At 73.5% G+C, this 13,950-nt stretch carries 9 protein-coding genes and 1 pseudogene; 3 read left to right on the top strand and 7 right to left on the bottom strand.

Annotated features, from left to right (window positions below):
* Positions 1 to 8: 8 nt before the first annotated feature.
* From OG392_RS32255 to OG392_RS32245, 3 genes are read right to left on the bottom strand one after another with little or no spacing between them, the layout of a single operon-like run.
* Positions 9 to 2,399, bottom strand: a complete 2,391-nt coding sequence (locus tag OG392_RS32255) for a glycoside hydrolase family 65 protein (RefSeq protein ID WP_329285328.1) — start codon at positions 2,397 to 2,399, stop codon at positions 9 to 11.
* Positions 2,396 to 3,151 carry an HAD family hydrolase gene (locus OG392_RS32250; RefSeq protein WP_329285326.1) on the bottom strand — a complete coding sequence of 252 codons (756 nt, stop codon included), beginning with the start codon at positions 3,149 to 3,151 and terminating at the stop codon, positions 2,396 to 2,398. The genes OG392_RS32255 and OG392_RS32250 overlap by 4 nt, the downstream gene beginning before the upstream one ends.
* A 7-nt stretch (positions 3,152 to 3,158) precedes the next feature.
* Positions 3,159 to 4,199, bottom strand: coding sequence for an alcohol dehydrogenase catalytic domain-containing protein (locus OG392_RS32245; RefSeq protein WP_329285324.1), 1,041 nt, complete (start codon positions 4,197 to 4,199; stop codon positions 3,159 to 3,161).
* Positions 4,200 to 4,376: 177 nt separating this feature from the next.
* On the opposite strand from OG392_RS32245, the gene OG392_RS32240 reads away from it, so the two are divergent.
* Together OG392_RS32240 and OG392_RS32235 are read left to right on the top strand one after the other, a co-directional pair.
* A complete protein-coding gene (locus tag OG392_RS32240) occupies positions 4,377 to 5,804 on the top strand; it encodes an MBL fold metallo-hydrolase (protein ID WP_329285322.1) in 1,428 nt (475 codons plus the stop codon).
* 36 nt (positions 5,805 to 5,840) lie between these two features.
* A complete protein-coding gene (locus tag OG392_RS32235) occupies positions 5,841 to 6,494 on the top strand; it encodes a CBS domain-containing protein (protein ID WP_329285319.1) in 654 nt (217 codons plus the stop codon).
* Positions 6,495 to 6,968: 474 nt separating this feature from the next.
* On the opposite strand, the gene OG392_RS32230 is transcribed toward OG392_RS32235, so the two are convergent.
* From OG392_RS32230 to OG392_RS32215, 4 genes and pseudogenes are all read right to left on the bottom strand, one after another.
* Positions 6,969 to 7,472, bottom strand: a complete 504-nt coding sequence (locus OG392_RS32230) for a flavodoxin domain-containing protein (RefSeq protein WP_329285317.1) — start codon at positions 7,470 to 7,472, stop codon at positions 6,969 to 6,971.
* On the bottom strand, positions 7,469 to 7,927 hold the full coding sequence (locus OG392_RS32225; RefSeq protein ID WP_329285315.1) for an Hsp20/alpha crystallin family protein: 459 nt from the start codon (positions 7,925 to 7,927) through the stop codon (positions 7,469 to 7,471). Before OG392_RS32225 ends, OG392_RS32230 begins: the two co-directional genes overlap by 4 nt.
* A gap of 493 nt (positions 7,928 to 8,420) precedes the next feature.
* Positions 8,421 to 8,642, bottom strand: a pseudogene (locus OG392_RS32220) (helix-turn-helix domain-containing protein); the annotation flags it as partial.
* A gap of 42 nt (positions 8,643 to 8,684) precedes the next feature.
* A complete protein-coding gene (locus OG392_RS32215; protein WP_329285312.1) occupies positions 8,685 to 11,585 on the bottom strand; it encodes an AAA family ATPase in 2,901 nt (966 codons plus the stop codon).
* A gap of 651 nt (positions 11,586 to 12,236) precedes the next feature.
* Here OG392_RS32215 and OG392_RS32210 point away from each other — a divergent pair.
* On the top strand, positions 12,237 to 13,844 hold the full coding sequence (locus OG392_RS32210; protein WP_329285309.1) for a S8 family peptidase: 1,608 nt from the start codon (positions 12,237 to 12,239) through the stop codon (positions 13,842 to 13,844).
* Positions 13,845 to 13,950 lie beyond the last annotated feature (106 nt).

The following is a 13,950-nucleotide window of genomic DNA, read 5'->3' as shown; positions in this document are numbered from 1 at the left end:
ACCGTCCCTCACAGACGGAACCAGCGTTCCCGTCCGGGTGCGACGGTCACCCGCCGTCCGCCGGGGAGCGCGACGGCGAGCGGGCCATCGAGCGAGGACGGAACCCGAACTGCCAGCCGTCCGGGAAGTATCCGCAGGCGTACCCCTCGATGACGGCCGCAGCACAGCGTGAAGGTGAACCGTGGGATCTCCGCGAGCGCCACCGGAGCCACCCGAAGCCCTTCCGGTCCCGTTTCCAGGCCGGTGATCCCGCGTTCGACGAGGTCGATCGTGCCCGCCATCGCACCGAGATGAATCCCCTCGCCCGTCGTTCCGCCCTGGACGTCGGCCACGTCGGCGAGGAGGGCCTCCTCGCAGTACCGCCAGGCGTCGGCGCCCTTCTGCCGGGCGAGTACCCACCCGTGGACGAGACTGCTCAGCGTCGATCCGTGGCTGGTGCGCCGCAGGTGGTACGAGACGGTCGCACGCCACGTCGCGTCGTCCAGCCGGTAGCCGAGCCGAGCGAACAGTCCGTACAGCTCGTCGGGCCGGAAGAGGTACCCGAGCATGAGGGTGTCGGCCTGCTTCGACGCCTGGTAGCGGTTGACCGTGTCGTCCTCGGCCTCCAGGATCCGGTCGAGCCTGCGGATGTCGCCGTAACGGGCCCGGTACGCCTCCCAGTCGAGTTCCGCCAGGTCTCCGTACCCCTCGAACTGGCTCACCACGCCGTGATGGAACGGCACGTACAGACGGCGGGAGACGTCCTCCCAGCGGGCGAGTTCACCGTCGTCCACCGACAGTTGCTCCGTCAGTTCGGAGCGTCGGGCGGCGGGTAGCTCGCCGAGCAGGGCGAGGCCGCGGGTGAGTACCCACGCGGCCGTCACGTTGGTGTACGCGTTGTCGTCGATCCCCGGCGTCGTGGCACCGGGATAGGCGTCGTGGTACTCGTCCGGCCCCACGACCCCGCGGATCCGGTAGCGTCCGAGCGCCGGATCGAACGTGGCGGCCGCGGACCAGAAGCGGGCCACCTCGAGGAGGATCTCCGCGCCGGCGGAGTGGAGGAATCCTCGGTCACCGGTGGCCTGCGCGTACCGCCAGACGTTGAGAGCCACGGCGGAGCCCACATGCCGCTGCAGTCGGGAATGGTCGGCCGACCACCGTCCTGAGCGCGGATTGAGGTGCAGCTCCTGAGTCTCCTCCTGCCCCGAACTCGCGCTCTGCCAGGGAAACATGGCCCCTCCTCGACCGGCGAGACGTGCCGCCTCGCGGGCGGCAGGCAGCCGTCTGTGCCGGTACATGAGCAGCGCCCGGGCCACTTCGGGGAAGTGGAGGTTCAGGTAGGGCAGGACGAAGAGCTCGTCCCAGAAGACATGTCCGCGGTACGCCTCGCCGTGCAGTCCGCGCGCGGGCACGCCCACGTCGAGTTCCGCCGTGTGCGGGGACAGTGTCTGCAGCAGGTGGAACACGTGCAGCCGCAGGATGCGGCCCGACTCACCGGGCACATGGAGCTCCCCCTCCTCCCAGACACGGTGCCAGGCGGCCTTGTGGGCGGAGAGCAGTCGGGGGAAGGCGGAAGCGCGGGCGATCAGGTCGGTGACCGCTCGGAGCGGTTCGGCGGCGGGCCAGTCCATCGATGTGCGCAGCGCCAGGGTCTTCACGACCGTCACCGAGCGGTGCGGAGCGAGGGGCAGGTGGTACGTCTGCTCGGTGCCGGTCGGAGTGGCCGCTTCCCGCGCGTGCCGAGCGGGCCGGGTGACCGTGCGCACGGCCATGGCGATCCGGACGCCCGGGTCGACCGTACGGCAGGAGATCCAGGCGACGCCGTCGGCCTCGAATCCGGTCCTGTGGCCGGTGAGATGGCGCCCGTCCAGATGCCGGTAGCGCTCGACTCCGGCGTTGGTGACGCCGCCGTCGAGCCGGGACCGCACCTCGACGGCGCCGCTCCACCCGTAGGCACGGAAGTGGGTGCACTGGGCCGCCAGCCCGGGTTCTCCCATGTGGACGAGACGGGTGTGGCTGACGCGCAGGCCCCGCCCGCGAGCATCCTCGAAGAAGAGACGTCGGGTGAGGACCCCCGCACGCAGGTCCAGGTGCACGTCGTAGTGGCGCAGGTCGCCGGCGTCGGGCGTGAGCCACTCGCCCGGCGGCCCGTCGTCCGGGAGGCAGCGGTAGCGCAGCAGCGTCCAGTTCGGAAGGTTGACGAGGTCCTCGTTGTCGACCCGCTCGCCCACGACGACCGAGGTGCGCCGGTCGTAACAGCCGGCCAGATAGGTGCCCGGGTAGTGCGCACCCCCGGCAGTGCACTCGGGGGCGGAACCCCGGGTCGCGAAACGCCCGTTGCCGAGCGTGCAGAGGGCTTCGACCAGTGGCTCGCGTGCCGGGACGTAGCGGTCGTACCTCCACTTCCAGTCGGTGGTCATACGGTCCCGCCCCACACGCTCCGGAACAGCGTCGTGAGATCCGGAACCACGAGGTCGGCCCCCTGCTCCCGCAGGGCGGCGGTGGTGCTTCGCAGTGGGGTGCGGTCCACGCCGGCCACCAGTCCGAAGCCGCCGCGGCGTGCCGCCACGACCCCGGCGAGCGCGTCCTCGATGACCGCCGTCTCCTGCGGGCGGCTGCTCAGAAGGGCGGCCGCTCTCAGGAAGAGGGCGGGATCCGGCTTGCCGGGGAGGCCGAGCCTGGCGGCGTCCTCGCCGTCCACGATGACGCAGAGGAGCCGGGCGATACCCGCGGCACGGATCAGTGGCCGGGCGTGCCGCGAGGCGGAGACCGCAGCGCACGGCACCCCCGCCCCGCGCAGAGCCGTGAGGGCGGGCCGTACGTCGGCGAAGGCCGTGACGCCGTCCGTGCGCAGGAGTTCGGCGAACGCCCGCTCCTTGTGGGCCGCGACCGACCAGATGGTCGCGTTGCCGGGCGGGTCACGGGGCGTTCCGGCCGGGAGTCCGAGGCCCCGGGCGGCGAGGAAGGCCGCCGCCCCGTCGTATCGGGGTCTTCCGTCGACGAACCGGCGGTACTCGTCGTCGGCGTCGAAGGGCGGTTGCTCGCCGCCGGCCTCCAGGCAGGCGTCCAGCGCCGTCTTCCAGGCCGCCGCGTGAAGGCCGGCCGAGTCGAGGAGCACCCCGTCCGTGTCCAGGACGAGTGCACGCGGCGGGCTGTGCCGGGAACCGGTCATCGGGGCCTCACGCGCCCCCGAGGACGACTTTGAGGGCACCCGTGTCCGCCGCGCGGCCGAACACGTCGTACGCCTCCTCCATCTCCCCCAGTGCGAACCGGTGGGTGAGCAGTGCCGCGGACGGCAGGCGCCCCGCGGCCATCATGCTCAGCAGCATGGGTGTGGACGAGGTGTCCACGAGGCCGGTGGTGATCGTGACGTCCTTGATCCACAGGTCTTCGAGGTGGAGAGCGGCGGGCTTGCCGTGGACTCCGATGTTGGCGACCCTGCCCCCTGGTCGGACCATCCGCGTGCACGTCTCGAAGGCCTCCGGGGCACCGACGGCCTCCATGACGACGTCGGCGCCGAGCCCGTCCGTCAGATCGGCGACGAGCTGCTCGGGGCCTTCCTTCGCGTTCACGGTGGCATCGGCGCCGAGGGCACGCGCGGCGGCCAGCCGCGACTCGGCCAGGTCGACGGCGACCACCCGTCCGGGGCTGTAGAACCCGGCGGTGACGATGGCGGCGAGACCGATGGGGCCCGCGCCGACCACGACCACCGTGTCGGCGGGGCTCACCGCTCCGTTCAGCACGCCGACCTCGTAGGAGGTGGGGAAGATGTCGGCGAGGAGGACGGCGTCGGAGCTGTCGATCGAGTCGGGCAGCGGGTGGACGGAGAGGTCGGCGAAGGGGACACGGACGTACTCGGCCTGTGTTCCGTCGACGGTGTGGCCGAGGATCCAGCCGCCTCCGCCGCGGCACTGTCCGTAGCGGCCCTCACGGCAGAAACGGCACCTTCCGCACGCCGTGATGCAGGAGACCAGGACGCGATCGCCCGGCCGGACCGTGCGCACGTCGCCCCCGGTCTCCACCACCGTGCCGACGGCCTCGTGTCCGAGGACCCGGCCGGGCGTCACCTCAGGGACGTCGCCCCTCAGAATGTGAAGATCCGTGCCGCAGATGGTGACGGCGTCGACCCGCACGATCGCGTCGGCCGGATCCCGAACGACCGGGTCGCGCACGTCCTGCCAGGCGATCTGGCCCGGGCCCTGGAAGACGAGTGCCTTCATGGCGCCCACCCACTTCCTTGTCGTACTTCACCGCGGTCTCGTCCTTCAGGTTCCGTCCGGGAGACAGGGCGAGGCATGGGCCGGTCGGCCCACCGATGTGCCCGTGAGGACTCTCGGGGCTGCCCGGGTCCCGATGCGAGGCTGGAAGCAGGTACACGTTCCGAAGGAGGGACGGCCATGTCCGAGGCAGCCCCGAATCCCGCTCCCGCAGCCCCGCGTCCGGCGCTGCTCAGTTTCCTGGGTGGCGTGGGGACGGTCACCGGCAGCAAGTTCCTGGTCGAGAGCGACCATGCTCGGATCCTCCTCGACTGCGGTCTCTTCCAGGGTTTCGCGAAGCTGCGGCACCGCAACTGGGAGCGGTTCGCCCGCGACGCCGCGGACGTCGACGCCGTGGTCGTCACCCATGCGCACCTGGACCACTGCGGCTATCTGCCCCGCCTGGTGCGGCAGGGATTCCGGGGCCCGATCCTGACCACCGCCCACACCGCGCGGCTCGCCGGGATCGTGCTGCGCGACAGCGCCCGGCTCCAGATGGAGGCCGCCCGACACGCCAACGCACACGGCTGGTCCAAGCACCGCCCGGCCAAGCCGCTCTACGACGATTCGGACGTCGAGAGGACCCTGGCGTTCTTCGACCCCGTGGCCGTCGGCGAGACCGTGGAGATCATGGCCGGCACCCGGCTCACACTCCACCACGGCGGACACATCCTCGGCTCGGCATGGGCCCACCTGACCCTTGAGAACGGCCGCACTCTGGCCGCCTCCGGTGACCTGGGCCGCCCGGGTCATCCGCTGCTGCTGCCGCCGGAGCCGTTCTCGGGCGCGGACGTGCTCCTCATGGAGTCCACCTACGGCGACCGCCACCACGACCAGGAGTCCGCCCGGTCGGAGTTCGCCTCCGTCATCGCCCGCACCCTCGCACGGAACGGCACCGTCGTCATCCCGGCCTTCGCGATCGACCGGACCGAGGTCGTCCTGCACGAACTGGGCCGCCTGCGCGACACAGGCGTCCTGGGCCGGTCGGTACCCGTGTACGTGGACAGCCCCATGGCCCTCGCCGCCCTGGACGTCTACCGGGACGCCGTGCGCGAGCGCTCCGCCGAGCTGCGGCCGGAGATCCTTGCACGGGGCGAGAGGGCACTGAGCCCGGAGCCGTTCCTCGCGGCACGCACGGTGCAGGAGTCCATCGACATCAACAGCACGCACGGGCCCGCCGTGATCGTCTCCGCGGCCGGCATGGCCACCGGCGGCCGGGTCCTGCACCACCTGCACCGCCTTCTTCCCGATCCGCGCAACGCCGTGGTCGTGGTCGGCTTCGCCGCGGCGGGGACCCGGGCCCGGGACCTCGTGGACGGGGTCCGGACGCTGAAGATGTTCGGCGAGTACGTGCCCGTACGCGCCGAGGTCGCCGACGTGCCCCACTTCTCGGCCCACGCCGACGCGGGACAGATCGTGGACTGGCTGCGCGCCGCTCCTCCCCCGCACACCACCTACCTCGTCCACGGCGAACCGACAGCCTCCGAGGCGCTGCGCGATCGCATCGACCGCGAACTGGGCTGGACGGCCGTCGTGCCCCGCTCCGGCGAGGCCGTCCTGGTCCGCTGAACCGGTCCCCTCGGTCCCTCAGACAAGGAGAGAGCGATGACACCGCACCCGTTCACCGTCGCCGACGTGATGACCAGGAAGGTCGTCGCCGTCCAGCCCGGAGCCGATTTCAAGGAGATCGTCGCCGCCATGGAGCAGTGGAAGGTGACGGCCGTTCCGGTCATCGAGGGCGAGGGCCGCGTCGTCGGGGTGGTCTCCGAGGCCGATCTGCTCCTCAAGGAGGAGTTCCACGACCACCGCCTCGGCCTCGTCGAGCAGATGCGACGGCTCGACGCCACGGCCAAGGCGGGCTCTCGCCGGGCCCAGGACCTGATGACGTCGCCCGCGGTCACCGTCGCTCCCGAGGCGTCCCTGCCCAGGGCCGCCCGCCTCATGGCCGCCCGTCGCGTGAAGCGGCTGCCGGTCGTCGACGCGAGCGGCGCCGTCCAGGGCATCGTGAGCCGGTCCGACCTCCTCAAGGTGTTCCTCCGCCCGGACGAGGATCTCGCCGCCGAAGTGCGCCGCGACGTCGTCGAGCACCTGTTCCCGCTGCCTCGGCACCGGGTCGACGTCCGCGTCGACGCCGGAGTCGTGACGCTGTCCGGCGAGGTCCGCGACAGCGCGCTCATCCCGCTCGCGGCCCGCCTCGCGCGCGCTGTCGAGGGAGTGGTGGACGTACGGTGCGAGCTCACCGCCCACGGCCGGACGTAGCCGTGTCCGCCCGGTCCGGGGCATGACATCCGGGGCATGACACGGGTCAACCGCGCCTTCGAAGCTGGTCCCAGGTGACCGGCACCGAAACGGCCGCGAGGGGGCGTGGTGCGGGCCGGCACGGTCAGCCATCGCCGTCTCCCGTACCGCTGTCCCGGCGGAGCCGGCCTGACCAGACGGGCTCCGCCTGCTCCGACTCGCGTTCCCAGGCCGCCAGCCACTGACCTTCGGTCCGCGCGGCCGGCGGCGCTGCCGGGAGGCCGGGCGGGTGACCCCGCGTCGTCCACCCAGAGCGTCACGGCGCGTCCCTCCGGTGTCCGGGGCGGGACGTGGATGGTCCCGGACCGGCGGACGTTCTCGGGCTGTTCCCACATCGCCGGTGCGACGGCCTGCGGCTTCGTGCCGTACCGGCTGGTGGCGGAGGGGACCTGCGCGGGCCCGGTGGTGGTCTCGCCGACCTTCCAGAGGCCAGGTTCAGGGGCTGGCCTCGAGTTCCGTTCCGATGTGGTGGGCCCATGTCCGGATGCGTTCCGGATTGCGGAAGTCGCCGCCCTTTCCCCGGGCCACCATGTGCCGGGCGACCGGGTCCGACGTCTCGGCCGTCACGGCGCCACCGAAGGTCATGTGCTCACGGGCACCGAGCTTCTTCATCCGCCGGGCGACTCCCCGTACGGGCGGGATGTCGTGCCGGTCCGCGGAACTGTCGAGAGGGCCGCTGCTGAAGAGCCACAGAGGCCGACGCCTGAGCTGTTCGGCGTTGCGCCGGGCACACCTTCGGGCCTTGCCGGTCCAGTGCCCGGCGTAGAGGGCTCCGCCGAGGACGACTCCGTCGTAGCCGCTGACGTCGGTGACGGTGTCGGCGGGCAGGACGACGGCGTCGAAGCCTTCGTCACGGAGCGTCCGGCCGATCTCTTCCGCGATTCCGGCGGTCGCGCCTGATTTGCTGCCGTAGGCGACCAGGACACGCTTGCCGTTCATGCTTCCGCGCCCCCGGCCGATTCTCCGGCCCGCTTCACCGGAATGGTCCGGACCGACGTCGTGTCCTCCTCGTCGGGCATCGGGATGCGGACCGTGAGGACCCCGTCCGCGTACGACGCGTCGACATCGTCGGCGGGGATGGGGGCCGGGAGGCGCACGGTCCTTCGGAAGGAGCCGTAGCGGAACTCCGAGTGCTCCTTGTCCTCCTTGCCCTCGCTGTGCTCCGCGCCCACCGTGAGGAGGTTGTCGTCGACGGTGATGGCGATGTCGTCGGGGTCCATGCCCGGCAGCTCGGCTCGCAGCACGTAGGCGCCGGCGCCGCTGGTCATCTCGACAGGGATGGAGTGGGCGGCCGTCGCGGGGCGCCAGCCGGGCAGTCCGGGGAACTCGCGGTCGAACCAGTCGTTGAAGTCGGGAAAGAGGCTGTGCCTGCGTTCCACCTTGCCTCCGGCCATTGCTCTGCTCCTCGTTGCGGGGCCCAAGGCGGTCGCCGTGGACCCGGGTACGTACGGTCAGGCGGCGGATCGGGGCGCGGAGCCCGGTCCGGCTCCGTCACCCACTCTTCCACCCACCAGGTCGCGTGGCGCAGTGTCCAAGGGGTCTCTCCGCCGGGCCGAACGGGGCGGGTCGGGAGGGGACCGACCGGCCCATGGCGCCGCAGCCCGGGTGCTGTCAGCGGCGGTCTCCTCGAAGAAACGGCCCGCGCCCTCCTCCGGCAGGTGGCGCGCGAGGCCCGCGCCGTGAGGGGGAAGGCCACGGAGCTCTCGCTGATCATCTCGGCCGCTCTGCCGAGACCGCGTGATCCCACGACGACGAGCGCGGCGTGCGCCGCCATGTCGCGCTCGCCGGCACACCGTTCACGCGTTCCGTCGCGGTGCGCGGACCGCCGTGCAGGTACCGGACGAGGTCCTCCGCGTCGGCGATCGCCGATTCCGCGCGCAGGCGTTGGCGGCTGGCGGTCCGCATCGCCTCGGCCAGGCGGGGAGCCGGTGCGCCCAGGGCCTCTATCGCCTCGCGGACGTAGCGCCAGACCGTCGCGATCCCGATGCCGAACCCCGTGGCGAGCCGGGCATAGGTGTCGCCGCACCGCCGATGGGCCAGGACCAGCGGAGCCTGACGGCCCGGCGTGACGCGGCGCCACCGGGTGCCGATCTCTTGACGGTGGGGACGGCCCGGTCGCGCGGGTGCCCCGGTCCGAGGCGGCCTCCTCCCTCACGGCAGGGCGATGTCGCCCCTCGACGCGGCGTGCTGCTTCCGCATGATGCGGGCCACGTGGTGCTCCACGGTGCGGGTGGACAGCACCAGGCTCTCGGCGATGTCCCGGTTGGCGCGGCCCTGGACGACGAGTCGGGCCACCTCCTCCTCGCGCGGGGACAGCCGGTCGCCGTAGCCGAGGCGGCCCCGGCGGTGGGTGGTGACGATGGCGTGGCGGCGCAGCAGCCGTTGGCAACGCGCCACGTCCCAGCGGGCGCCCAGGTGCCGGTAGACCTCGACGACGTCCTGGACCCCCTGGGCCGCGGCCTCTCCGTGCAGGTCGAGCAGACACCGCCCGCGGGCCTCCGCGGCGCGGGCGGCGTCGAGCGGGCGGTCGAGCAGGCGCCACCGCTCCTCCGCGTCCGTCAGCAGGGCGACGGCGTCGTCGGGGCGGCCGGCGGCCTCCGCGAGCAGGGCGCGGCACACGGTGAGCGCCGCGCGGGCGGCGGGCGCGTCGGCGTCCGCGGAGCCCGCGGCGAAGTCGGCGACGAGCCGCCGGGCCCGCGCCGTGCGGCCGTCGCCGTGGAGGGCCTCCACCGCGACGGGCAGGACTTCGCTCCCCCACATCCAGCCCCGGGTCCGTTCGATCCGGCGCAGCACGTCCTCCACGGCCTCGCACGCCTGCCCGGGGCGGCCCGCCTCCAGGTGGACGCGGGCGGTGGCGGCGGCCGAGGACGTGAGGATGAAGCCGGTGTCGTAGCAGGCGGTGCGGGCGGCCTCGGCGAGGTCGTGGCGGGCCCGGGGGACGTCGCCGAGCGCGTGGAGCGAGGTCAGTCCGCGCACCAGCATCGCCTCGGCGGTCAGGTCGGGTATCTCCTGGTAGAGCCGGGTGGTGCGGTCGGCGGCGCCGTGCAGACCGTCCCAGCGGCCGCCGTGCCAGGCGAGGACCAGTCGGGCGGTGCCGACGAGTCCTTCCAGGTACGGGCTGCTGCTGTCGGCGAGACCGGCGACGGCCCGGTCGAGGAAGTCCCGCGCCCGCGTGCCGTGTCCGAGCGCGCTGGCCGCGTGCGCCAGGTTGGTCCAGCCCCGGGCGTGGTGCGCGGCCTCCATGGCGGATCCGGCAGGCCCGCGCAGCGCCTCCGCGGCGTGCCAGGCGCGCGGATCGCCGACGAGCATCAGAGCGGTGGCCCGGTTGGCGGCGATGGCGGCCCGGGCGACCGGGTCGGTGACCTGCCCCGTGAGCGTCTCGCCGCGGTCCAGCCAGTGCCGGTGCCGGTCGACGGGCCAGCCCTGGATGGAGGGGATGGCGGCGACCGCCATGGCCCGTGCGGCGGTCTGCGGATCGGACGCCTCCAGGTCGGGGATGGCGCGGGCGACCTCTTCGAGGCTGTCCAGCGCTCCGCCGGTCTGGTTGCGCAGGACCACGCTGAGGTGCAGGCGGATCTCGCCGCGCAGCCGGGGCGGCGGGTCGTCCTCGTCGAGGACGGTGCGCACGGCGGCGACCACCTGCTCGCCCGCTCTTGCCAGTTGGGCGGTGCGGGCCAGTTTCGCGGCGGCGCGCACCCGGCCCTCGGCCCGGGGGTCCTCGACCACGGCCCGGGTGTACAGGCGGGTGGCGGTGGCGTAGTCGCCGGTGGCCGCCGCCCGGTCGGCGGCCACCACCAGGCAGCGCAGGCCCTCGCGGACGTGTCCGGCGGCCGTGTACAGCCGGGCGAGGTCGACCAGCGGCACCGGCCCGTCACCCGCGCGGTGGAGGACGCGGGCCGCGCGCAGACCGAGCCGCGCCGCCCGCGGCCCCGGGACCCGCGCCAGCGCGGCCCGGCGGTCCAGCGGATGCCGGAAGGACAGCGATGCCCCCTCGGCGCGCAGCACGGATCGCCGTACGCACGCGTCGACGGCCGTTTCGGCCGCCCCGGGCGGACACTCCGCCACCTCGGCGAGGACGCCGACGGGGGCCGGCCGGCCGAGGACCGCGGCCGCCTCGACGATCCGCCGGGCCTCCTCCCCCAGCGGCGCGCACCGCCGGGCGAACTCCCGGGCCACCCGCCCCGGCACGTCGGCCTCCCGTACGGCGGCAAGCGCTGCGGGCCCCGCCGTGCCGTCCTCCGCGCCGGCCGGGAGCAGCTCCCCGGCGTCGTCGAGGAGGGCGCCGGCGGCGCCGGGCAGTCCGCCGGACAGTTCGTGCACGAGTGTCGCGAGCTCCGGCAGCTCCTCCGGCAGGACCTGCGGGCACCCCGCCGCCCACCGGCGGACGTACTGCTCCGTCTCCTCCGGTGTCCAGGGCCGTACGCGGATCTCCTCGCATCGCCCCGCTGCCGGGGTACGGACGCCGAGGACCGGCAACCCGGGGGCGGCGTCCTCGGTCACGACCAGCCGCAGCCCGGCGGGCAGGTCGTCCGTCAGCCGGTCGAGCAGCCGGAGCGTCGCGGGGTCGGCGCGGTGGACCTCCTCCAGGACCAGCACGGTGTCGCCGAGCGAGGCGAGCAGCGTCGTCACCGCGCGGGGCAGTAGTCCCCGACGTACCTCCGGGTCGGAGGCCGACGGGGGCGGGTCCGGCAGGCGGTCGGCCAGCTCGGGCACGACGAGTCCCACGACTCCGGTGAGCGGTGTCATCCGGTCGGCCGGGCCGGGACGGTACGGGAGTTGGGCCAAGGCCGAGGCGACCGCCTCGAGGGGCGGCGGTTCCGCGCCGTCCGGGCACCTCCCGCGCAGGTGCGTCCACTCCGCGAACTCCGCCCCGCCGAGCACCTCGTCCACGAGCCGTGACGTCCCGGACCCGGCCTCCCCGCGCACGACGACGACACCGCGCCCCGCGAGCAGGGCCGCCCGGAGTCGCCGCGCCTCCTCGTGCCGGCCGACGAACCCGGCCCCCTCGGCCCGTACTTCGCCGTGGGGCGCATCGAAGGGGCGTCTCTCCACGGCTCCGCCTTTCACCGGCCACCCACCCGGTGGCTCCGTCAAACGTCGTGGAGGTCCCGGGGAACCGGACTCCACGCGTCGCGCCGCGGCCGTGGCCGCGGTGTCCGCCGGGCAGGTGGGTCCACCCACGGGTGGTCTACCGGCAGCGGGGCCGCCGTCGCAATAGGGGGCGACTACCCACGGAATTCCGTCGTCCCGGCGCGGTCTCCGCCAGGCGACGGGCGGCGACGTCCCGTCCCCACTCTTTGGGTAGCGCTACGCATTGCCGGCCTCCTCCCCGGTGACCGAAGCTCTGGGCGGTCCGGTCGCGCCGTCCCCGTCCACCACGGTCCCCAACCGCTGGAGGCACGGGGCGGCAGCACCCCACGCAGCCGTACGGCGCGACCGGATCCGTGCGCCGCGGAGCCCGCTCCGTACGCCACGTCACCCCGTCCCGCCGTCCCGGCGCCGCCACCAGTGGCGCCCGTACGACCGCCTTCGGCCGACGGATCGTCACGGTCCGCACCCGGACCACCGTCTCGGCCGGCCGGCGGCCATCCTCCGGGCGCGCCCTCCCACCCCTGATGGAGCGCGCCCGGAGTCACCGGCGGGACGGATGCCGCCCTCCGGACATCGACCCCGGTCCGGACACCTCCCACGAAGGAAGCAGTCATGGAGTTCGACGCTCGCGCCCTCCGGCGCCTGCTCGCCATCAGTACCAGTGCCGCCCTGCTCGCCCTGGCCTCCGCGACCGCCGCGGCCACGGCCGCGCCCACACCGCCCGGCGGCGGGGAGAACCGCATCGTCGGCGCGGACCGGCCCGGCGCGGTCGAAGGCTCCTACATCGTCACCTTCAAGGGCTCCGTCACCTCGGCCGACGTGCCCGACTCCGCCCGCGCCCTGGCCGAGCGCCACGCGGGCAGCCTGCGCTACACCTACACCAGCGCCCTGCGCGGCTTCGCCGTCCGCATGACGGAGAGCCAGGCCCAGGAACTGGCCGCCGAGCCCAGCGTGGCCCGCGTGGAGGCCGACGGCGTGGCGTACGCGGTCGACACCCAGCCCTCGCCGCCCTCCTGGGGCCTGGACCGCGTGGACCAGCGCAGCCTTCCCGTGGACTCGAGCTACACCTACGCGACCACCGCCTCCAACGTGAACGCGTACATCGTGGACACCGGCATCCGGATGACCCACCGCGATTTCGGCAACCGCGCGGTCAGCGGCTACGACTTCGTCGACAACGACTCCAACGCCTCCGACTGCCAGGGGCACGGCACCCACGTCGCGGGCACCGTCGGCGGCGGCTCCTACGGCGTCGCCAAGGGCGTCAAGCTCATCGGCGTCCGCGTGCTGAACTGCCAGGGCACCTCGGGCGACACCTGGGCCCCGGTCCTCGCGGGCATCGACTGGGTCACCAAGAACGCGGTCAAGCCCGCCGTGGCCAACATGAGCATCGGCGGCGGAAAGACCCAGTCGGTGAACGACGCGGTCGCGGCCTCCATAGCCTCCGGTGTCACCTGGGTCGTCGCTGCCGGCAACAACAACGCCGACTCGTGCTCTTACTCCCCGTCCTCCACGCCGTCGGCGATCACGGTCGGCGCCACCAACAGCCGCGACGCCCGGGCCTCCGGCTGGTCCAACGGGCAGGGCTCCAACTACGGCACCTGCCTGGACATCTTCGCCCCCGGCGACAGCATCGTCTCCACGTCCAACTCCGGTGACACCGCCTCCCAGACGATGAGCGGCACCTCCATGGCCTCCCCCCACGTCGCGGGCGCGGCCGCCCTGCTGCTCGCCGCGAACCCGACCTGGACCCCGGCCCAGGTCCGCGACAGGCTGGTCGCGGACGCCACGCCCGACAAGGTCACCGACGCCCGCGCCGGCTCGCCCAACAAGCTCCTCTACACCGGCACCGGCGGCACCACCCCGCCGCCCACCGGCCAGAAGTTCGAGAACACCGACGACTACCAGATCCGTGACAACGCCACCGTCGACTCCCCCCTCGCGGTCACCGGAGTCACCGGCAACGCCCCCTCGAACCTCGCCGTCACCGTCGACGTCCGCCACACCTACCGCGGCGACGTGAGGCTGGAGCTCGTCGCCCCCGACGGCACCGCCTTCCTCCTCAAGGACTACAACTCCGACGACAGCGCCGACAACATCCAGGGCACCTTCACCGTCAACGCCTCCGGCGAGTCGGCCAACGGCACCTGGAAGCTCCGCGCCACCGACAACTGGACCAACGACACCGGCTACGTCAACGCCTGGTCGCTCCAGTTCTGACCCGGCGGCCTCCCGCGTGACGCGGGTCCCCGGCCCAGGGGACGGCCCCGTTCCCGGCGCACTCCGCCGGGAACGGGGCCGTCGCGCCGCGTCCCTGGGGCATCAC

Source organism: Streptomyces sp. NBC_00691, assembly GCF_036226665.1.
Lineage (GTDB): Bacteria > Actinomycetota > Actinomycetes > Streptomycetales > Streptomycetaceae > Streptomyces.
The sequence above is the reverse complement of the archived record's forward strand: the minus strand, read 5'-3'. Positions and strand labels throughout refer to the sequence as shown.

Excerpts from the sequence above, each read along its gene's own strand:
- OG392_RS32230 (WP_329285317.1), bottom strand. The coding sequence starts at position 7,472 with ATGAACGGCAAGCGTGTCCTGGTCGCCTACGGCAGCAAATCAGGCGCG.
- OG392_RS32240 (WP_329285322.1), top strand. The coding sequence starts at position 4,377 with ATGTCCGAGGCAGCCCCGAATCCCGCTCCCGCAGCCCCGCGTCCGGCG.
- OG392_RS32210 (WP_329285309.1), top strand. The coding sequence starts at position 12,237 with ATGGAGTTCGACGCTCGCGCCCTCCGGCGCCTGCTCGCCATCAGTACC.
- OG392_RS32225 (WP_329285315.1), bottom strand. The coding sequence starts at position 7,927 with ATGGCCGGAGGCAAGGTGGAACGCAGGCACAGCCTCTTTCCCGACTTC.
- OG392_RS32245 (WP_329285324.1), bottom strand. The coding sequence starts at position 4,199 with ATGAAGGCACTCGTCTTCCAGGGCCCGGGCCAGATCGCCTGGCAGGAC.
- OG392_RS32255 (WP_329285328.1), bottom strand. The coding sequence starts at position 2,399 with ATGACCACCGACTGGAAGTGGAGGTACGACCGCTACGTCCCGGCACGC.
- OG392_RS32250 (WP_329285326.1), bottom strand. The coding sequence starts at position 3,151 with ATGACCGGTTCCCGGCACAGCCCGCCGCGTGCACTCGTCCTGGACACG.
- OG392_RS32235 (WP_329285319.1), top strand. The coding sequence starts at position 5,841 with ATGACACCGCACCCGTTCACCGTCGCCGACGTGATGACCAGGAAGGTC.